The 18,727-nt window shown below is 71.0% G+C and carries 17 protein-coding genes, 2 pseudogenes and 1 riboswitch; of the genes and pseudogenes, 11 read left to right on the top strand and 8 right to left on the bottom strand.

Annotation, left to right across the window (positions count from 1 at the left end):
• Nucleotides 1–3: 3 nt before the first annotated feature.
• Nucleotides 4–2,118, top strand: coding sequence for a phosphoinositide-specific phospholipase C-related protein (locus tag RHODO2019_RS10565; protein ID WP_265381762.1), 2,115 nt, complete (start codon nucleotides 4–6; stop codon nucleotides 2,116–2,118).
• 71 nt (nucleotides 2,119–2,189) lie between these two features.
• Here RHODO2019_RS10565 and RHODO2019_RS10560 read toward each other — a convergent pair whose 3' ends face one another.
• Nucleotides 2,190–2,675: a hypothetical protein gene (locus RHODO2019_RS10560; protein WP_265381761.1), complete on the bottom strand. Its 486-nt coding sequence runs from the start codon at nucleotides 2,673–2,675 to the stop codon at nucleotides 2,190–2,192.
• A 444-nt stretch (nucleotides 2,676–3,119) separates the two neighbouring features.
• Nucleotides 3,120–3,466 (bottom strand): annotated as a pseudogene (locus tag RHODO2019_RS19345) (heme-binding protein).
• A gap of 204 nt (nucleotides 3,467–3,670) precedes the next feature.
• Nucleotides 3,671–3,783: riboswitch (SAM riboswitch) on the top strand.
• A 313-nt stretch (nucleotides 3,784–4,096) separates the two neighbouring features.
• Between RHODO2019_RS19345 and RHODO2019_RS10550 the strand changes: the two are divergent.
• The 3 genes from RHODO2019_RS10550 to RHODO2019_RS10540 all read left to right on the top strand — a co-directional run bounded on the left by RHODO2019_RS10550 (nucleotide 4,097) and on the right by RHODO2019_RS10540 (nucleotide 6,823).
• Entirely contained in the window at nucleotides 4,097–4,888 is a 792-nt protein-coding gene (locus RHODO2019_RS10550; RefSeq protein WP_435532111.1) for an ABC transporter ATP-binding protein, read from the top strand.
• 65 nt (nucleotides 4,889–4,953) lie between these two features.
• The gene (locus tag RHODO2019_RS10545) at nucleotides 4,954–5,994 is read left to right on the top strand and encodes an aliphatic sulfonate ABC transporter substrate-binding protein (protein ID WP_265381759.1); all 1,041 of its coding nucleotides are present in this window, start codon (nucleotides 4,954–4,956) and stop codon (nucleotides 5,992–5,994) included.
• 88 nt (nucleotides 5,995–6,082) lie between these two features.
• Nucleotides 6,083–6,823: an ABC transporter permease gene (locus RHODO2019_RS10540; RefSeq protein WP_354005599.1), complete on the top strand. Its 741-nt coding sequence runs from the start codon at nucleotides 6,083–6,085 to the stop codon at nucleotides 6,821–6,823.
• Between the two features lie 510 nt (nucleotides 6,824–7,333).
• Here the strand turns inward: RHODO2019_RS10540 and RHODO2019_RS10535 are convergent.
• The 3 genes and pseudogenes from RHODO2019_RS10535 to RHODO2019_RS10525 all read right to left on the bottom strand — a co-directional run bounded on the left by RHODO2019_RS10535 (nucleotide 7,334) and on the right by RHODO2019_RS10525 (nucleotide 10,544).
• On the bottom strand, nucleotides 7,334–9,601 hold the full coding sequence (locus RHODO2019_RS10535) for a glycosyltransferase family 2 protein (protein ID WP_265381757.1): 2,268 nt from the start codon (nucleotides 9,599–9,601) through the stop codon (nucleotides 7,334–7,336).
• A 383-nt stretch (nucleotides 9,602–9,984) separates the two neighbouring features.
• A pseudogene (locus tag RHODO2019_RS10530) lies at nucleotides 9,985–10,327 on the bottom strand (type II toxin-antitoxin system PemK/MazF family toxin).
• On the bottom strand, nucleotides 10,314–10,544 hold the full coding sequence (locus RHODO2019_RS10525) for a ribbon-helix-helix domain-containing protein (protein WP_265381756.1): 231 nt from the start codon (nucleotides 10,542–10,544) through the stop codon (nucleotides 10,314–10,316). Before RHODO2019_RS10525 ends, RHODO2019_RS10530 begins: the two are co-directional and overlap by 14 nt.
• 135 nt (nucleotides 10,545–10,679) lie before the next feature.
• Between RHODO2019_RS10525 and RHODO2019_RS19340 the strand changes: the two genes are divergently transcribed.
• A complete protein-coding gene (locus tag RHODO2019_RS19340) occupies nucleotides 10,680–11,888 on the top strand; it encodes a mycothiol transferase (protein ID WP_354005529.1) in 1,209 nt (402 codons plus the stop codon).
• A 37-nt stretch (nucleotides 11,889–11,925) separates the two neighbouring features.
• Here RHODO2019_RS19340 and RHODO2019_RS10510 read toward each other — a convergent pair whose 3' ends face one another.
• Nucleotides 11,926–12,570 carry a GNAT family N-acetyltransferase gene (locus tag RHODO2019_RS10510; protein WP_265381755.1) on the bottom strand — a complete coding sequence of 215 codons (645 nt, stop codon included), beginning with the start codon at nucleotides 12,568–12,570 and terminating at the stop codon, nucleotides 11,926–11,928.
• A gap of 409 nt (nucleotides 12,571–12,979) precedes the next feature.
• Here RHODO2019_RS10510 and RHODO2019_RS10505 point away from each other — a divergent pair, with 409 nt between their 5' ends.
• Nucleotides 12,980–13,864, top strand: a complete 885-nt coding sequence (locus tag RHODO2019_RS10505) for a sensor domain-containing diguanylate cyclase (RefSeq protein ID WP_265381753.1) — start codon at nucleotides 12,980–12,982, stop codon at nucleotides 13,862–13,864.
• Nucleotides 13,865–14,027: 163 nt separating this feature from the next.
• On the opposite strand, the gene RHODO2019_RS10500 is transcribed toward RHODO2019_RS10505, so the two are convergent.
• On the bottom strand, nucleotides 14,028–14,645 hold the full coding sequence (locus RHODO2019_RS10500) for a hypothetical protein (protein WP_265381752.1): 618 nt from the start codon (nucleotides 14,643–14,645) through the stop codon (nucleotides 14,028–14,030).
• 76 nt (nucleotides 14,646–14,721) lie between these two features.
• Here RHODO2019_RS10500 and RHODO2019_RS10495 point away from each other — a divergent pair, with 76 nt between their 5' ends.
• The gene (locus RHODO2019_RS10495) at nucleotides 14,722–15,303 is read left to right on the top strand and encodes a TetR/AcrR family transcriptional regulator (protein ID WP_265381751.1); all 582 of its coding nucleotides are present in this window, start codon (nucleotides 14,722–14,724) and stop codon (nucleotides 15,301–15,303) included.
• A 30-nt stretch (nucleotides 15,304–15,333) separates the two neighbouring features.
• Here the strand turns inward: RHODO2019_RS10495 and RHODO2019_RS10490 are convergent, their stop codons facing one another.
• Nucleotides 15,334–16,041, bottom strand: coding sequence for an HAD hydrolase-like protein (locus RHODO2019_RS10490; RefSeq protein WP_265381750.1), 708 nt, complete (start codon nucleotides 16,039–16,041; stop codon nucleotides 15,334–15,336).
• A gap of 133 nt (nucleotides 16,042–16,174) precedes the next feature.
• On the opposite strand from RHODO2019_RS10490, the gene RHODO2019_RS10485 reads away from it, so the two are divergent.
• From RHODO2019_RS10485 to RHODO2019_RS10470, 4 genes are all read left to right on the top strand, one after another.
• Nucleotides 16,175–16,348, top strand: coding sequence for a hypothetical protein (locus RHODO2019_RS10485; protein ID WP_265381749.1), 174 nt, complete (start codon nucleotides 16,175–16,177; stop codon nucleotides 16,346–16,348).
• Between the two features lie 427 nt (nucleotides 16,349–16,775).
• Nucleotides 16,776–17,330, top strand: coding sequence for a MerR family transcriptional regulator (locus tag RHODO2019_RS10480; RefSeq protein ID WP_265381748.1), 555 nt, complete (start codon nucleotides 16,776–16,778; stop codon nucleotides 17,328–17,330).
• Between the two features lie 207 nt (nucleotides 17,331–17,537).
• Nucleotides 17,538–17,705 (top strand): YbbN family protein, encoded by a 168-nt coding sequence (locus RHODO2019_RS10475; protein ID WP_265381747.1) that lies wholly within the window; start codon nucleotides 17,538–17,540, stop codon nucleotides 17,703–17,705.
• A gap of 95 nt (nucleotides 17,706–17,800) precedes the next feature.
• On the top strand, nucleotides 17,801–18,529 hold the full coding sequence (locus tag RHODO2019_RS10470; protein ID WP_265381746.1) for a TVP38/TMEM64 family protein: 729 nt from the start codon (nucleotides 17,801–17,803) through the stop codon (nucleotides 18,527–18,529).
• Nucleotides 18,530–18,727: the final 198 nt, after the last annotated feature.

The raw sequence follows: 18,727 nt of genomic DNA, 5'->3' as shown, positions 1-18,727 counted from the left end.
GGGGTGGGCGCTCGTCCCGTCGTCCGGCGGGGTCGCCGCCGGGTCGTCGCCGTCCTCTGCGTCCTCGGTACGGTGCTGCTGGCCCTGGGCACCGTGGCCGGGGTCGCGAACCGGCAGCTGGTCGACGGTGCCCGGTTCGCTGCCCACGCCGACGAGGTCCGCCAGGACGAGGCCGTCGCCCGCCAGGTCGGGATCGCAATGACCGAGGCGGTCGTCCGGGCCGACCCGAGCCTGAGCGCCGTGCGGCCGCTGATCGAGGCGACGGCCATCTCGGTGGTCGGCAGCCCGGCGTTCACCCCCGTGGTGGAGGGTGCAGTCCGGCAGGCCCACGCGGCGGTCACCGAACCCGGCTCCGGCGCTCTCGTGCTGCGCCTGGCCGATGTCGGCGCGGTGCTCGCCGGGGTGGTCGCCACGGTGGACCCCGGTGCGGCAGCGGTCCTGCCGTCCGACCTCGACGTGACGCTGGCCCGGATCGGGGACCAGAGCTTCGCGAGCGGGACCATCGCCGCCGCGCACCGGGTGGCGCTGCTGGCCTGGCTGCTGCCGGTCCTGGCGCTGGCCTGCCTGGCCGGGGCGCCGTGGCTGCTCGGGTTCGGCGCGCGGGCGTGGCGGGCGGTCGCTCGGGCCGTCGCCGCGTCAGGCGGGCTGGTTCTGGTGCTCGCTGGCGTCGGAGCCGTGGCGGCCTCGACGACCGCGACCGACTCGCTGCCCGGTGCCCTGCGCGCTGCGGTGCTGCACCTGCTCGCGGGCCTGCTGTGGGGGCCGGGCGCCGTGCTGCTCGCCGCGGGCGTGCTCCTGCGGGTGCTCGCGGCCGCGGACGGTGCCGTGACCCCGACATCGGCGTGGCGGGACTGGCTCGCGCTGCGGCCCGCCTCGCAGCGGGTCCAGGCGCTGCGCGCGGTGGTCCTCGTGGGCGTCGGCACCGTCGTCGTGCTGCGACCGTCGCTGGCCGTCCAGGCCCTCGCCGTCCTCGCCGGGCTGGCCGTGCTGCTGCTCGGGCTGGGGGAGGGGGCACGGGTGGTGCTCCGTCTCGAGCAGCGCCGCCGGACGGAGCGCACCCGGCACCCGCGCGGTCGACCCTCCGAGACCGCGCGGGTGCTGACCGCGCTGCCGCTGCTGGTCGTGGTGTCGCTGGTGCTCGTCCTCGCGGTGCCGTCCTCCCGCGAACTGCCGGCCCTCGCCGAGGCGGCCGGGGGCACCGCGTGCAACGGGTTCGCGCAGCTGTGCGACCGCCGCTACGACGAGGTCGCCTACGCCGGGACGCACAACGCGATGTCCGCCGCGGACGAGCCGGGATGGTTCCTGGCCGAGCAGCCGAACGGGCTGGTCGCCCAGCTGGACGCCGGCATCCGCGTCCTGCTCGTCGACAGCTGGTACGGCCAGGCGACCACGACCCCGGGCCAGGTCACCAACGCCTCCGACGTCCGGGCCCTGGCCCGGGCGAGCGACGAGCTCGGTGCAGGCACCGTGCAGAGCGCCCTGCGGCTGCGCAGCGCTATCGCCGGGACCCCCGTCGGGCCCGTCGAGCCCTACCTGTGCCACGCGGTCTGCGACATCGGCGCCACCCGGTGGGAGACGGCGATGGCGCAGGTGCACGACTGGATGCTGGCGCACCCCCGCGAGGTGGTCACGATCTTCGTCGAGGACTACGTGTCCCCCGACGACACGGCCGCGGTGTTCGGGCAGGCGGGGCTGCTGCCGATGGTCGCGACCCACCAGGTCGGGCAGCCGTGGCCCACGCTGGGCCAGATGATCCAGACCGACCGGCGCCTGGTGGTGCTCATGGAGAACGAGGGCGGGGGCGCGGCTCACCCGTGGCTGCTGCAGGGCTTCGACCAGGTCCAGGACACGAACTACGACGCGGCGACCCCGGAGCAGCTGGGCTGTGCCCGCAACCGTGGCACCGATCGGAGCCAGCTGCTGCTGGTGAACAACTGGTTGAACAGCTTCGAGAACACCATCACCGACGCCGGCCGCGTCAACGCTTACAGCAGCCTGTACCCGCGGCTGGAGACGTGTCGGCGCGAGCGCGGGATGATCCCGAACTTCGTGGCCGTGAACTACTACAGCCAGGGTGACGTGGTCGCGGTGGTGGACGCTCTCAACGGCGTCGGGTAGGCACGACATGCTGCGCCGGGACCACGCTGCGGGGCAGCCGTCCTCTCGACCAAGGACCCGGGAGGAAAGGCTCAGGACCGTGAGACGACGTCTGCGCTGATCAGGATCTCCACACGGTGGTCCGTGGTGAGCACGTTCAAGTATCCCGGGTCCACGCTGAGCACGTACCCGTCCACCGTGCCGCTGGTGGTCTGGATCCTCTCCAGGGGGACCCAGGGGGTTTGGCCGAAGGCCGCGATGAGCAGCACACCCACCCCGGCGACCACCGAGACCCGCGCCAACAGCGCAACCAGCAGTCGGCGCAAGAACGACTGCGGTGGGGTCCGGCGGACCATGGCCAGCACCCCGAACACCGCCACCGCGGCCAGGGGCAACCACCACAGGCCGAAGCTCAGCACGACCGCGAGGGACGTGGCCAGGGCGAGCGCGGCAACCAGCAGCACGGACGTGCGCCGCCTGCCGTCCCCCCACAGGTAGTCCGCGACCAGCAGCGGCATCAAGCACCCGACGAGCGCCGCCGTCAGGAGGTGCTCGGCGAGCAGCGATCCCAGGAGCATGGTGAGACCGTTCGTCACAGTCAGGGTCGTGCTGACGACGAACGCCGTGTCCCAGCGGTAGCCGGACACAGCAAATACTCGGAGCATCACGAAGACGAGCCCCCACAACCCCGCCTGAACAGCCCCATCAGCAAGACCTGGCTCGGCCCGCTGACGACGCGAAGAGCCACCAGCCGAGCTCGTCGAGCCAGAGTCACCGCGCGGTCCTGTGATTGACATCTACGACCTCCAGGCCGCCTGCTCGACCCTCCACGAAGGTCCCACTGACGGAGCCGAGGCTAGCTGACCGGACCCAACAGTCGACGCTGCCGGGATGCTTCAGCGGGCCTGGCAGCCCCGCGACGCGGCGTCCCGGTCGAGGATCGGGCTGCAGAACGGTGGTGTCCCGTGCGGTGACCACCGTCGCGTGGTGCGGCCAGCGGGGTTCGGCCCCGCCGGTCCCGGCTACGGCGCGAACACCGCCCGTCCGGCGTCGGCGACCTGGTGGTCCTGCTCGACACTGCCGGCGCGGACCCCGACCCCACCGGCCACCGCACCGGCGGCGTCCCGCAGCAGGACGCCGCCGCCGAGGACGACCAGCCGCCCGCCCGAGGTGGACTCGATGCCGAACGGGGTCTGGCCCGGCTGGACGAGGGGGCAAGGTCCTTCGTGCCGTCCATCGAGCTGAACGTCACCAGGTTCGCGCCGTCGTCGACCACCGCGATGTTCATCGGCTGCCCGATGCGGTCCGCCTCCGCCGTGCACGCCCGGACAACAGCCTCGGCCTGCTCCAGCGAGATGAGTCGTGCCATGTGGTGACCTCCTCAGCACTCAGAAGAACCCGGGTGGAAACCTCGGCGGGAACGCCGAGAAGCTCGTCGAGCTCGCGCACCCGACGTCGCCGTTCCTGGGCCCCAGCGCGGCCCTCTGTCCGACGCCCTCCATCGCCGGTGACCCTGGTCACATCGGGACGGCTGTGTTTGACAGGGTCGGAAGACCTCCCCAAGATCAGCCTCGGTCATGAGCGCCAGCGTCTAGCCCCGGCTCGCTGGCCGGCAACCCTCCTTCCGTGGCGGGGTGCTCCGGGTGACGACCAGGCTCCGGCATTCGTCCGGAGCAAGCACGGGCCGGGTCCGGCCCACGGCGGAGGAGAACCACGTGGACGAGAAGCTGGCTGCGTCACCGGACGCGCTGCACCCACCGCACGAGCTCGTGCTCCTGGCCGTGCACGTGCTCGCCGTCGCCGACGTGGACTGTCCCGGTCCCACGTCGCTCTGACCTCGACGCGCCCCACCCTCTCTCCCTGACCGCGCCCGGCCCGTCGCCGGTAGCGCCCCGCGGCCCCGTGCCGTCTCCCTCCCGCCCGTCCGCGCCCGTGCGCGGGCCCGTCCGACCGGAGAACCCGTGACCCCGCTCGTCTCCTGCTGCCCGGGAACCCCCTCGTGAGCACCGCCCACGGTGTCGTCCTCTCCGGTGTCGGCCGCACCTTCGGCCATGGTCCTGGTGCCCGGGTCGTCCTCGCCGACGTCGACCTCGAGGTTCGGGCCGGGGAGGTGGTGGCCCTGCTGGGGGCGTCCGGATCCGGCAAGTCGACCCTGCTGCGCCTGGTGGCCGGGCTGGACGCGCCCACCGCCGGCGAGGTCCGCGTCGGGCAGCGCCCCGTGCGGGGGATCGAGCAGCGGGCGGCCGTGGTGTTCCAGGAGCCGCGGCTGCTCCCGTGGCGGACCCTCGCGGCGAACGTGGCCTTCGGACTGCCCGACGGGACGAGCCGGGCCGAGGGCCGGGCCGCTGTCGCGCACTGGCTCGACGCCGTCGGGCTGAGCGGTTCCGCCGGGCACCGGCCGCGCGAGGTCTCCGGCGGCATGGCCCAACGGACGGCCCTGGCCCGAGCCCTGGTCCGGGGACCCGGTGTGCTCCTGCTGGACGAGCCGTTCGCCGCCCTCGACGCCCTGACCCGGCTGCGCATGCAGGACCTGGTCGACGAGCTGCAGCGCACCTCGGGCACCACCGTCCTGCTCGTCACCCACGACGTGGACGAGGCGCTCCAGCTCGCCGACCGCATCGTCGTCCTCGGCGCTGCGCCCGGGGCCGAGGAGGGGGCGGGGGTCGCGGTGCGCACCACCCTCGACGTGCCGGGGGCCCGCCCGCGCGACCGGGCCGACCCCGACCTCGCCCGGCTACGGGTGGTCCTGCTCGACCAGCTCGGCGTCCCCCGCCACACCCCGGTTCGATGACCCCCCGCACGCCGCACGCCGCCCTGCCGTTCGTCCCCCGTCCGCACTCCCCGAGGAGAACCCCCGTGAACCGCCCCCCGTCCCGCTCGCTGCTGCTTCGCACCGGCGTCCTCGCCGCCGCTCTCGCCCTGCTCGCCGGGTGCGTCTCCGGGGAGAGCTCCACCGGAGCCGTCGCCACCGGCACCGCCCCCTCGGGGACGGCCGAGCTCCACCTGGACTACGCCTACTACAACCCCGAGAGCCTCGTCATCAAGGACCAGGGGTGGCTCGAGCAGGCACTGCCCGGCACCAAGGTCACCTGGGTGCTCTCGAACGGCAGCAACAAGGCCAACGAGAACCTCCGCGCCGGGGCCGTCGACCTCGCGTCCACCGCCGGCACCCCCGCCCTGCTGGCCCGGGCCAACGGGTCCCCCCAGAAGGTCGTCGACGTGTTCAGCCAACCCGAGTGGTCCGCGATCGTGGTCACCGCGACCTCCGCCGTGACCGACGTCTCCCAGCTGCGCGGCAAGAAGATCGCCGCGACCCAGGGCACCGACCCCTACTTCTTCCTGCTGCAGACCCTCGCCACCGCCGGGCTCACCGCCTCCGACGTCGAGATCGTCAACCTGCAGCACTCCGACGGCAAGACCGCCCTCGAGCGCGGTGACGTCGACGCGTGGGCCGGACTCGACCCCTTCATGGCCCAGACCGAGCTGCAGGCCGGCTCCAAGCTCATCTACCGCAACCTCGCCTTCAACTCCTTCGGCGTGCTCAACGCCAACGAGTCCTTCCTGGCCGCGCAGCCGGCGACGGCCCAGACCGTGGTCGACACCTACGAGCGCGCACGAACCTGGATCGCCCAGAACCCCGACCGCACGGTCGACATCCTCTCCGCCGCCGCGCAGATCGCCCCACAGGTCGCCCGCCAGCAGCTGCAGACCCGCACCACGCTGGACATCGACCCGGTGCCCGGGGACACCCAGAAGACCGTCCTCACCCACATCCTCCCGCTGCTCGTCCAGGGCGGACTCGTCCGCAGCGCGTCCGACGCCACCACGGCGCTCGACACCCTGTTCGACCCGACCTTCGCCCAGAAGGCCGCCGGCACCCCCTCCACCGGGCGTTGAGATGACCCTGACCCAGGACATCGACTCCCCACCGATTGCCGTGTCCGCACCGCCCCGACGCAGCACCCGTCCCGGCCGGGGAGTGCTGATGCGCGGACTTCTCGGGCTCCTCGTCCCGGTCCTGCTCCTCCTCGGCTGGCAGCTCCTCGCCACCTCTGGCCTGTTCTCCGCCAGCCAGCTGCCCACCCCCGGTGCGGTGCTCGGGGCGCTGCGCGAGCTCCTCGACCGCGGCGAGCTCTGGCACAACATCGCCATCAGCACCCAGCGGGTGCTCCTCGGCGTCGCCGTCGGCGCCGGCAGCGGCTTGCTCCTCGGCGGGCTCGTCGGCCTCTCCCGACCGGTCCGCAGCGCTCTCGGACCCACCATCGCCGCCCTGCGGGCCGTGCCCTCCCTGGCGTGGGTCCCCCTGCTCCTGCTCTGGCTGGGCATCGGGGAGACCCCCAAGATCACGCTGGTCGCGATCGGCGCGTTCTTCCCCGTGTACACCACTGTCTCCGCCGCCCTGGACCACGTCGACCGCCACCTCGTCGAGGTCGGCCGCGCCTACGGCCGCCGCGGCATCCCCCTGTTCCTGCAGGTACAGCTGCCCGCCATCGCCCCGGCGACCCTGTCGGGGCTCCGTCTCGGCCTCGCCCAGGGCTGGTTGTTCCTCGTCGCCGCCGAGCTCATCGCCTCCTCGATCGGCCTCGGCTTCCTGCTCATCAACAGCCAGAGCACCGGCCGCACCGACATCCTCATCCTCGCCATCATCCTGCTCGCCGTGCTCGGCAAGCTCACCGACGGACTGCTCGGACTCCTCGAGAAGGCCGTGCTCCACCGCTTCGGCTGACGGGTGTCTGCTGCTCCCTGCACGCCGATCAGCTATCGGGCGGCCCCGACACTGGTGTCCGATGCTTCGGCGAACCGGCAGCGGTCTACGACGACACCGGTGCGGCCGGTGTGTGCTGAGGAGCTTGAGCAGCGGATCTCGTCGTTGCTCGCGTGTCGATCGCGTACCAGGCCATCCAGGTGATCGGAAAGGCCACGCCGCAGATCGCGACCAGGATGTGGCGGTGGCCGCCGAGGCGACGACAAGCCCCAACTGAGGTGAGCACGGCGAGCGGGGACGCCATCGCCCTCATCGGCGTTCCGTGTGGACCACCCGTCCGGGAGGCATCGGCTCGAGGCCCGAACTGCTGGCGCGGTCGCCGGATCCCGTTCGTCATGCGGCGACGGGATCCCCGACCGGGTATGCCCGATACAGCCCATGGTTGAATTCCGCCCCACGCCAACGTGGTCTGCTGCCGGTCGGCGAAGTTCTCGGGGTTCTTCCCCAGCGGAGTGGCCCGGGGCGGCGACGTCAGCCGAGACGTTGGTGGTCGCGGTGTGCGAGATGGTGTTTGCCCGCGGTGGGAGCGGTCGAACTGGGGCGGGTGTTGGTGCGGTGTTGGTCCCACCGGGCGTGGACGACCCTCGGCAGGGGATGCTTGGTGTGGGTCGGGTGGGTGCGGGCGGCCGTGGTGGGGGTGTATCCGGTCGATGCGGCGGTGGGGGCCGGGTGCAGCTGGGTTCGTGGTGAGTGGGCGCCGGGGGTGGCTTCGACCTTCGCGTTGTTCGCGGTGGCGGGGCGGGTGCGGAGGCGGTTGCGGGCTGGGGCGGTCAGGTCGGCGGCGGCGTTGCGCCATCCCATGTAGCGGGTGACGGCGAGGGCGAGGATGACCGCGTTGAGACCGCCCAGCACAGCGTGGGTGAGCCGGCCGCTGGTCGCGTCGATGCCGGCACCCGCAGACCACGCGGTGATCAGCAGCAGGGTGAGTGCGACGTAGAGGGCGGGGGCGGCGGTGCGGTCACTGACTTTGGGGGTCCGGCCGAAGGGTATGCGTTCACCGGTGATGGCTTGGTGCACCGACTTGACGACACCACCGAGGTTGACTGGCAGCATCAGCAGGTTCAGGGCGTAGATCTCGAGCAGGTCGCGGCGACGGCGGCCGACCAGGCGGAGGTCTCGGGTGTAGAGAGCGAAGTAGGGCAGGGAGGTGGCGACCAGCAGCACCCCGGGGACGGACTCGGTGAAGGGAACCATCAACAGCACCAGCAGCGCGATGTTCACGGTAGCGATGCTGACGAGGTAGTGCACCCTCATGGTCGCCTCACCGAGTCGGCCACGCAGGCCGGTCCGCAGGTAGGACCGCAGCAGCTTCGGCAGGATGATGAGACCACCGTTGGCCCAGCGTCGGCGCTGGATGAGCAGTGATCCGTAGTCGGCGGGGGTGGCGCTGTAGGCCAGCCGGGCCGGGTAGTTGTGCAGTCCCCAACCGGCGTCGACGAGGTCGACGGTGGACTCGGTGTCCTCGATGACCGTCCGATCTTGGATGTACCGGGTGACGAGGTGACCGCGTTCGACGATGACAGCGGCGATGTCAGCGAGCGCGGAGGTCCGCAGCAACGCATTCGCACCGACCCAGTAGGTGGCCCGAAAGTGGGTGGAGCCCTGGTGCACGAGGTGCATGATGTCGGTGGTGGCGCCGGCGGTGCGTTCCAGCGGGGCAGGTGCCCCGGGGATGGCCGAGTACGGGGTTTGCATGACTGCGGTGCGGGTGTGCTCGGGGCGGGTCATCTGCTCGACCAGGCGCAGTGCGTAGTCGTGCACGAGCATGCTGTCGGCGTCGACGGTCAACAGCCAGGGGCTGGCCGGGACGCACAGCACGGCCCCGGCCGGGACCTCCTGCTGCGGGGTGGGCCCCGCCACCGCCTGCAGGTGGGTCCCGTCCGGGTGGTGCGCTGTCCGCCAATCCCGGCCGAGCAGGGCGATGTAGGCGTTGAGGTTCATCGCCTTGTTCGGCTCGTGGGAGAGGTTCACGAACTGCTTACGTTCAAACGTGGACACCTCCACGGTGAACATGGTGGCCAGGCGGTGGTACTCCCGGTGAAGATGCTCCGACGTCAGGGTGTCGTCGCGGTGGCGTGCAGCGGTGCGCTGCGCCCGGTGCCGACAGGCTGCGGCCCGGGCGGTGAAGGTCAACGCGGTGAGCAGGCGGCTGGTGTGGTCGTGATCATCTTCCCGCGCCGCTTGGGCTTCGAGCCACCGGGCAACACCCTCGTACAGGTCCGCGACGTGCGCGGCCTCCGCGGCCCCGATCTCCTGCGACATGTGGGGGTGGGCGCCTCGGCGCGCGAGGAAGGAGCTTGCCTCAGCCGCAAGCTCCCGGGCGGGCCCGGCCAGCAGGTCGTGGATCTGCGCGGGCAACGCCCGCACCGCGGCGAGACCGGCTGCCTGCTCGGGTGTCTCCGGCAGGGGCGGGTCATCGACCAGGATGACGACCCTACGATCGGGGTACTCCTGCAAGGCGGCGGAGAGGACCGTTCCGCGGACGACCGCCACGTCCTCCCGGTAGGAGGGAATGAGCACGGTCAGCAACCCCGGGTCGGAGCCGGGGGCGAACAGGGCATCGAGACACTCCGGGTCGGGGTCCTGGGCCCTGCCGATGCGCCGGTAGTTGCCCCACCGGGCCAGCTGGTACACCACGTTTCCGTAGATCAGCACCGCGACCGCCATGTCGAATATCGCCGCCGTCAGCGAACCCCACACCTCACCCCTGCTCAGGCGGTGCACCAGCTCGGTGGTCATGGCGACACCAACGGATCCGGCGATGATGCAGGTCACCACAAGAGAGACGGCCGTCACGACCAGCTCACGCCGCCACGAAACCGGGCTGGACCCGGTGTCGGCGACCAACTCACTCTCGGCGGTCACGTGCTCCCTGTCTACGGATTGCGTCGTGGGTAAACCCCTGCTCCCAGGGTTGCCTGAGGCGGCCTGAGGCCCTCGGTTTACCGCAGTCGGGTGCGCGCCCAGATCCTGCCGGGTAGGTCAGCGAACCGCGTCGGCACGAAGGGCTACGGTAGCGCCGTTCAGGCCGAAGATGTCACACACCGTGTCGAAGCGCACGCGCAGCGTGGGCTCCAGGTCGTCGCACCGAGGACCGTTCCTGCCGCGGGACGGTGGTGCGGCTACAGCTGTAGGTGGAGGCGCAATGCGTCATCGAGCTTCGCCATGACATCTGCAGGGACCTGTCCCAGGACCGCGCCAACACGCTCGACGGCGATCGAGCGGACCTGCTCGGCCTGAGCCTTCGAGTCTTGGCGCAACCCGGTCGCAGCCGCGGTCAGCAGAGCTTGGAACGGGAAGATCCTGTCAGTGTTGCTGGTGACCGGTACGACGGTCACCGCTCCGCGTCCGAGCCGCGTCGCAGTTCGCCCCCTCGTTGCTGACCACCACTGCCGGACGCCGATTGTTGGCCTCGTTAACACGGGCAGGGTCGAGGTCGACGGGCCGGATCTCACCGCGCAACATCGTTCAACCCGTCAGCAGTGGTCACACTCCACGCCGCGTGGTCGCTCGATGCTTCCCACTCGTTCCAGGCGGCCTCGTAGTCCTGCTCCAGCCCTGGAAGGCGCAGCATGCTCACAGCGTGATGCACCGCGGCCGATCTCGAGGAGAGGCCGGAGGTGCGAACAAAATCGTCGAGGACGGCCACGTCCTCGTCCGGCAGGCTGACGCTGATCTTCATGCCAAATACTACCGCAGTACTACTGCGGTAGGGCAGCCGACGGTGGCCCCCGACCGTGCCTGAAGGCGTCCCACTCGACGATCGGGATCCGGGACGAGCGCTCTCGCTCCGGATGCTGTGTGTCAGTCTCACCTGGTGATCGAGGAGTTCGCGAAGGAGTACCTCCACGAGGAGCTGCGGTGGGGGCGGGCGACGGTGGTGGGCAAGCTCGACGGGCTGAGCGAGTACGACGTCCGTCGGCCTCTGACTCGGACCGGGACCAACCTGCTTGGCCTGATCAAGCACCTCACGCTGTCGGAGGCGCGGTACTTCGGGGCGATCTTCGACCGCCCGTTCCCTCACCCCCTCCCCACCTTCGACGACGCCGGCTACCGCAACCGTGACTACCTGTGGGTCACCGAGGAAGAGTCGCGGGTCAGCATCGTCGACGGCTACCGCCGCGCGTACGAGCACGCCGACGCCACCATCGACGCGCTCCCGATCGACGCACCCGGCTACGTCCCCTGGTGGCCCCGACCGGAGGTGATGCTGCTCAACGTCCTGGTCCCCGTGGTGACCGAGACGAACAGACACCTGGGCCACGCCGACATCCTGCGTGAGCAGCTCGATGGAGCACTCGACTCCGATCCCACACCGTCATCCGAGCAGGACGATGCCGACTGGGCCGCCCACCGAGCAACCATCGAACGGGCCGCGCTGCGAGCTCCCCGACCACCGTGTCTCGCCGGACCGCTGGCCGTCCGGTCGGGGGTCGGTCACCTGCGCGTGGGACAGACTCGGCTTGTGCAGCCACCTCACGGGCAGTCCGGTTACCGGGTGCGCCTGGACTGGGGCCTTGACGGTGCCCGTGCCGTGGGCGTCGACGTCACCACCACGGTGGTGGTGGACGTGCTGTCGTTCACCACCACCCTGACCGTCGCCCTGGACGTGGGCGCGGTCGTCTACCCGTACCGCTGGGACGACGGAACAGCTGAGCAGTTCGCGCGCGAGAACGACGCTGTCCTCGCCGTCGGCCGCTCGCAGTCCGGTGTTGGGCGGGTCAGCCTGTCGCCGGCGACGCTGCGGGTGGGGCGACCGCCCCGGCGCCTCGTGCTCCCCTCGCCGAACGGCGCCACGATCGCCCACCACCTCGCCACCCCAGGTGCACCGTGTCACGCGGCGCGGGCGGCGTACGACGCGGTGCGGGGCCGTGAGCGTGAGGCACTGCTCGCGTGCGCCAGCGGCCGCGAGCTCGACCAGCAGGGATACACCCACGAGGTCACCATCGCCGCCGAGGTCAACACCAGCACGGTGGTCCCCGTCCTCATCGACGGCCGGTTCACCGACGCCGCGTACTCCGGCTAGTCCCGCGCGCCGACCTGCTCCGCGGTGGGAGAGTCCCTCACACCCCGAGCTGGTGGCGGCAGCTGTCGAGCCCGTCGACCTGCATCTGCCAGGTCGGCCGTACGAACGAGGTCGGGGTGAGCAGAACCCGCTGCTCGACAACGGCTTTTCCCCGGCGGAGCTGGGTGTTTGTGCCGTCTGCGGCGTAGCCAAGCTTCCTGCTGACCCGCAGCGACGCGGGGTTGTCCACGAACGCCTCCGAGCGCGCAGTCCGGGCGCCGAGGTGGTCGAAGGCCAGCAGGAGTACCGCCGCCCGCATCTCTGTGCCCAGTCCCTGACCCTGGTGCGCCCGCCCGAGCCACGATCCGGAGACGACCTCACCGGTGGTGGCGAAGTTCCTGCCGGCGAGTTCCTGCGTCCCCACCACCCGGCCGTCGACACGGATGAGGAAGTTCACGCTCCACCGCTCGGGGGTGAGCGCCGCCCGCTGCGACCAGAAGTACCGCAGCGTGTTGGGCCCGAGCTCGGCGGCGGGGGCGTCGGTCCACGGGTGGAGGAACGGGGTCCACGAAGGATCGTGAATGCCGTCGTGAGCGAGGTCGACGAGCTCGACCACGCCGGCGTCGTCGTCGGGTCGGAGCTCGAGCCGAGGGGTGCGCAGCACGAGGTGCCGCAGGGGCCACGGGTCGGGGTGTTCGGTCACCCGACCAATCCTGGCTGCCCTACGTCTCTGAGGCGACCGGGTCAGCGCTGTCGTGATCAGGGGGCGAGCACCCACGGCCACGTCCGCACGGCCCGACCCCGGGACCCCGCCGCGACGTCTCCGCCCCTCAGCTATTGCCGCGTCTCCGTTCCGAAGGGATCCCGAACTGGCGTCGGTGTCGTCGGTGGTGTCTGTGCCTGTCGTGACGCGCCGCCGTGCTTGCTTGTCGGTCCCCTTGGCCCCGTGTTGTCCTTGGTTGGTCACCGCCTCAATGAGGCGGCGCCACCGTCCCGGTCACCGGGGGGCTGGGGTGCGAAGTGGTGGCGGCGGATCGTGGGGCTCGGTCGGAGTGAGGAGGCGTCCGTTGACGGCGGTGGGTGGTGCTCGCGCTGCGAGGGCTGTGGGTCCGGTGGGTGAGCCGTGGTTCCGGTCGATGTTCGAGGCCTGCGCGGTGGGGATGGCACTGGCCGACGAGGATGGTTTGCTGGTGGAGGCCAACCCGGCGTACTGCACGCTCGTGGGGCGCAGCGTCCCTGACCTGGTGGGCCGGTCCTCGCGGGAGTTCACTCATCCTGAGGACCTCCTCCAGCACGCAGGGGTGGAGGCGATGATGTCCGCGGTGCAGGTGGGGCAGGCGGCGGCGCAGCTGGAGAAGCGTTACGTGCGCCCGGATGGCACCGTGCGGTGGGCGTGGGCGTCGATGACCTACGTGGCTGGTGCTGGAGGTCGGCGGTGGACGATGGCCACCGTCCACGACATCACTGACCGTCGCCGCCTCGAGGACACGTTGCGGGTCGAGGCCGGCACCGATGCGTTGACCGGGTTGTGGAACCGGCGGGGCTGGCGCGCAGAGATGCGCGCACTGCTGAACGGGCGGGAGTTGACGGCGCCGATGACGATCGCGATGCTCGACGTCGACCATTTCAAGGTTTACAACGACGTTTACGGGCACCGGGCCGGGGACGAGTTGCTGCGGGAGCTCGGGGCCCGGGCGCAGGCGGTGCTGCGTGGCGACGACGTCCTGGCCCGCTGGGGTGGTGAGGAGTTCGCCCTCGCACTGCCCCGGTGCGCACCCACTGACGCCGCCAGGGTCTTGAACCTGCTGGCCCAGCTGGTACCGGACGGGCAGAGCTTCTCCGCCGGGTACACCACCATGCGGGCCGGGGAGAGCGTGGCCGACGCCGTGGACCGGGCCGACGCCCTTCTGTACACGGCGAAGCGCCGGGGCCGTCGCCGCGCCGTCACCGACGACAACCACCCGGTGACCCCGATCGCGGGCACCACCAGCCCGTGACGACCACCGATACCCGCCGGGGAGGCCCGAACGGAGACCCCGCAGGAGCACGACAGCCGACCCACCGGCCCTGCGCGTTGTAGAGGACCGCCGAGCCGTCACGGCTCGCCGTACCGCAGGGGATCCCCAGCTGGAACACGTTGGTCTGACGGCCCCGCCTGCTCTACATCGACTCCTGCCGCCCTGGCTTCCGGCTGGCGATCTGGTGCTCGCTGGTTCCGACCACCGCGGGGGTGGCGCGCGAACGTGCGGACGGGTTCGCAGTATGCGGCGACGGTTGCTTGCCGCCCGTGGGCAGAACCTCTTGGTGGTGATGGGGAGGCCTTCGGCGTGGGCGCCGCCGCAGCCCGTAGCCGGCAGTGGCAGCAAGCTCAAGAGGCCCCCACAACAGGATGGGTGCGTAGCAGGTGACCATCACCGCCAGCGGCAGCCCCGACACCAGTCCAGCGTCTGGGCGCTGACCGCTGAGCAGGGCCCCCACCATCGAGATGTCGAAGAGCCAGACCACGGCCAGCCCTCCCAGCGTCGCCACAACGAGGACCGGCGCGAGGGGTACCCGTCGTCCGAGCAGGCGTTCCCCCCACGGGCGGACGAGGCCCACGGTGAGAAACCCCGCGGTGAGCTGGACGACGCTCAACGTCACGACGTAGCCGTACGCGAACGCCGCGTCCCCGGCGAGCTCGAACTGCCGTAGATCCGTCGTGCCGGGCATCAGCCCCACGATCATGAGCACCCGCCAGACGGCGGATGGCACGGTCACCACGAAGGTGCCCCACGCCACCAGAACAGCCCACCGGGCCGGTTCTAGAGTACTTGTTCTAGTTGCCACGTTCGTAAACTAGCTCTAGCCTTCGACGGTGGCAAGACCCGCCAAGTACACTGCCGATCAGATCCTCGACGCCGCTCGCGACGCAACCGTCGTGCACTGGCGGGACACCACGATTACCCACGTGGCGAAGCGGGTCGGCGCGCCAGTGGGATCGATCTACCACCGCTTCCCCTCCCGCGATGCGCTGTTCGGATCGCTCTGGGCCCGGTCGATCCGCCGCTTCCACGAGGGCCTCGTCGTGGCCGCCGAGATCGAGGACCCTGTGGCCTCGATGGCGGCCATGGCGCGGCACATCCCCCAGTTCTGTCGCGAGAACCCGGGTGAAGCCAAAGCGATGACCCTGTACCGGCTGCCCGACCTGCTGCAGAAGGTCCCGGTCGAGCAGCGGGCCGAGCTGGCCACGATCAACGACGACGTCGACGCCGGGTTGCGTCGCGTCACCGCCCGTCGCTACGTACGGCTCACCGACCAGCGGTACCGCCTCGCACTGGTCGGCACCCGACAGTGCCCCTACGGGCTCGTCCGACCCCTCATCGGTGGCGACGTCCCACGGGAGTTCGACGAGATCTGCGTGGCAGCGACCGAGGGGATCCTCGCCCTCGGGGACTGATAAGCCCACAACCCCTCGGAAGCCCGGGAACTACTCCGATAGCGGATCGCTGACCGGTCGCCGAGCCGAAGCCGACCACGTGTGGCCGGTGAGCCGACCGTGACGGTCCACGAGTGCATCGACCAGCTCCTGCGGCGTCGCTGCGAGCTGGTCGGCGCCTGCGGTCTCGAGCTTGCCCCCTTCCGCGTAGCCCCAGGTGACTCCGATGCTCGACAGACCCACGGTGCGAGCACCAACGACGTCCTGCTCGCGGTCCCCGACCATCACCGCGTCGCCCGGCGCTGCGGCCAGTGTCGTGAGCGCGAGCTGGATGACGTCGGCCTTCGTGCGCCGGCTGCCGTCGAGGGTGGCACCAGCCACGAGGTCCAGGTGCACGTCCAGACCGAAGTGCTCCACGATCTGTTGGGCGAACAGTGTCGGCTTCGACGTCGCCACGGCCAGGCGCAGAGGGACGGCGGCCAGCGCGTCCAGCGCCTCGGGGATGCCGTCGTACACGCGGTTCTCGAACTGGCCGACGTCCCGGAATCGTTCACGGTAGAGCGCGACGGCCCGTCCCACCTCGCTCTCGTCCAGCCCGAGCGAGGCGAACTGGTCCTGGAGCGGTGGCCCGATGAACGATCGGAGCTCCCGCGGCCCCAACCGCGGCAGCCCCAGACCCTCGAGGGCGTAGCTGACGCACCTCGTGATGCCGTCGTAGGGATCGGTCAGGGTCCCGTCGAGGTCCAGAAGCACGAGCACGTTCCGACGGTAGCGTGCGCGGCAGTTTCGCCACGTCGACGGCCCGCACGCCCGCCTGCCTTCCGCTTGACCTTCAACCCGTGTTGAAGGTCCATGGTGGTGTTGTTGTTGTTGTCGATCCGAGGAGGAGATCATGAGCGTCACGCCAAGCACCGAACAGGCCCCAGCCGCCGGCGCCGGCGGCTGCGACTGCGGCTGCGTCTGCTGCACCCCAGTCGATGCCGGCGCCGTTCCGGCCGAGGCCAGCGCCGAGCAGGCGGGCAACGGCCAGGCCGCCCGTGCCGGCTGCGGCTGCGGCTGCGGCTGACCGGGCAGGGGTGTGGTGGACCGCCATGTGCGAGCTGCTGCATGCGCGCTCGCGGCTGTCTACCGGCCCGGCCGGTGGACGTGCGCTACCTCGACCTGGCCGAGGAAGGGTGAGCTCGCCCGGACGGTGCTCGTCGCCGAAGCGCTGCGTGGGGCACTCGTCGACGTGTGCGCGCTGGCCGATCGCCACCCCGCGGAACTCGACGAGCTGTATCCCCACCTGGTGACGCGCCTGGTCGACGGCCACCGAGGGGACTCGGAGGTGCCGGCGATGACCAGGAAGCCGGCTGGAAGGAAGGACCTCGATGACCCGTTCGGCTACCGAGCAGCACCAGGGGTGCGACTGCGGGTGCTGTGTCCCCGGCGACCCGGCACCCACGGGGGGCAGCGCCAGCGTGTCTCGTGCGGGTGTGACGGCGGTGTCGCCCGTGATCGGGGCTGCACCTGCCGAGCCGGAACCTGATCTGACCACGCCCGTGGGCGCTCTCCTGACCATCGGCGAGGTCGCTCGGGCCGCGGACGTGGCCACGTCCGCGCTGCGCTTCTATGAAGCCGAGGGCCTGGTCATACCTGCTGGGCGGACGGCGGTCGGCTACCGGCTCTACGATCCTGAGCAGATCGCCCGGGTGCGGTTCATCCGTCACGCGCAGCGCCTCGGCCTGAGCTTGGCCGAGGTCGGCGAGCTGCTCGCCGCGGTGGACAGCGACGACCCGGTGCCCACCCGAGACCGGCTCCGCCACCTGGTGGGCCACAAGCTCGTCACCACCCGGCAGCACATCACCGAGCTGCAGGAGTTCACCAGTCAGCTGCAGCGGGTACACCAACGGCTCAGCGGCAATCCCGGCTGTGGATGCCGGCACCTGGGATCCTGCGGCTGCCTCCCGTTGGATCTTCCGTCGGTCGAGGACAGTGACGGCGAACTCGAGACCATCCAGACCGGCGCCTGCGGCTGTGGCTGTGGCCCCACCTCGGCGGCACCGTAGACGGCGGCGCCCCGGCCCGGGGGCCGGGTACGCGACCGCACGGGAAGGGACACGTCGACATGGACGACCATCAGCGCACACAGCCGCCGACGACGAGCCCATCCTTGGCGCCTTCTGGGACTCCTGACCAGGGCGCGGATGGTCGTCCGGTGGTCCATAGCCCCGCCCCGCTCGGCGCAGGCGTCCAGGCATGCCTGGTCGGTCTTGGTGACGAGACGGTTGGCCATGGGTGACGAGACCCTTTCCAGCCCCACCTTGATCCTGCTTCGGGACGGCGGCGAGGTGACCCACCTCGACGGCCTGATCGGGGGCCACGACGTGGAGGAGGTGGTGGATGCTCACCGGCCACCCACCTTCGCCCGGTCCCCGCAGTGAGGCGGTCGCGCCCGCGGGCAGGACCCGTCTCGCCGCGCCAGCACCCCGGTGATGCCGAACCGCCGCGCCCCTCTGGTCGAGCGGCCTGGGTGCGAATGTTCGCCCTGGTCGCGATCCTCGCCGCCGGAGGAGTGTTCGTGGCTGTCGAGGGCCTGCCGGACGCGCAGCATCTTCGGGTGCGCGTCACCGAGGCCGGTCCGGCCGGCCCTGCACTGTTCGTCCTCCTCTACGCGCTGGTGACGCTGCTGCCACCGCCCAAGAACGTGTTCGCTGCGCTCTCCGGCGTGCTGTTCGGTCTGCTGCTTGGCATCGTCGTGGTCCTGCTCGCGGCACTCCTCGGGGCGGCGGCGGCGTTCGCCCTGAGCAGGGTGCTGGGACGTGACGCCATCGAACGGATCACCGGAGCACGGATCGCCCGCGTCGAGGCCGTGCTGAACCGTCGGGGGATGCTTGCCGTCCTTGCCGTGAGGCTGGTCCCGGTACTGCCGTTCACCGTCATCAACTACGCCGCCGGACTGACGTCGGTCCGCAAGCGGGACTACGCCATCGGCACCGCGGCGGGCATCGTCCCTGGCACGGTCTCCTTCGTGGCACTCGGTGCCTTCGGCACCACACCAGGATCATGGCCTTTCGTGCTCGCGGTCACCGCGCTGATCATCCTCACCGGCGGCGGCCTCCTCGTCGCCCGGAGATCTCGCCGCGACCACAGCGTCGCCGTCCCGTCCACTCGCGTCGATCGCGGCCAAGACGCAGCCGCAGCGAAGACGCCGAGCCGCGTGAGCGCAAAGGCTGGCCCGTCCCCTGGAACGGGGTCGAAGCTTTGATGACGCACTCCCCAGCTGCCTGCCTTCGAGCCAACGCGGAAGGGGCTCCACGGCACGGGCCCAACTCCGACCGAGCGCGATGACGTCGCGCCTGTGGTCGCGTCCCGACCCACCGGACCGCTGTCGATCACAGGGGATCGTCGACCGGACGCCGACAGGGCACTGAGGGACGGACTCGCGAACACTCACGTCATCATG

Origin of the sequence: Rhodococcus antarcticus (assembly GCF_026153295.1) — a bacterium.
Taxonomy (GTDB): Bacteria; Actinomycetota; Actinomycetes; order Mycobacteriales; family Mycobacteriaceae; genus Rhodococcus_D; species Rhodococcus_D antarcticus.
Note: the sequence above shows the minus strand (reverse complement) of the source record. Positions and strands in the feature narration are given on the sequence as shown.

Bases quoted from the DNA above. Each gene is read 5' to 3' on its own strand.
- RHODO2019_RS10560 (WP_265381761.1), bottom strand. From the start codon at position 2,675: ATGCTCCTGGGATCGCTGCTCGCCGAGCACCTCCTGACGGCGGCGCTC.
- RHODO2019_RS10540 (WP_354005599.1), top strand. From the start codon at position 6,083: ATGCGCGGACTTCTCGGGCTCCTCGTCCCGGTCCTGCTCCTCCTCGGC.
- RHODO2019_RS10535 (WP_265381757.1), bottom strand. From the start codon at position 9,601: ATGACCACCGAGCTGGTGCACCGCCTGAGCAGGGGTGAGGTGTGGGGT.
- RHODO2019_RS10525 (WP_265381756.1), bottom strand. From the start codon at position 10,544: ATGAAGATCAGCGTCAGCCTGCCGGACGAGGACGTGGCCGTCCTCGAC.
- RHODO2019_RS10485 (WP_265381749.1), top strand. From the start codon at position 16,175: ATGAGCGTCACGCCAAGCACCGAACAGGCCCCAGCCGCCGGCGCCGGC.
- RHODO2019_RS10470 (WP_265381746.1), top strand. From the start codon at position 17,801: ATGTTCGCCCTGGTCGCGATCCTCGCCGCCGGAGGAGTGTTCGTGGCT.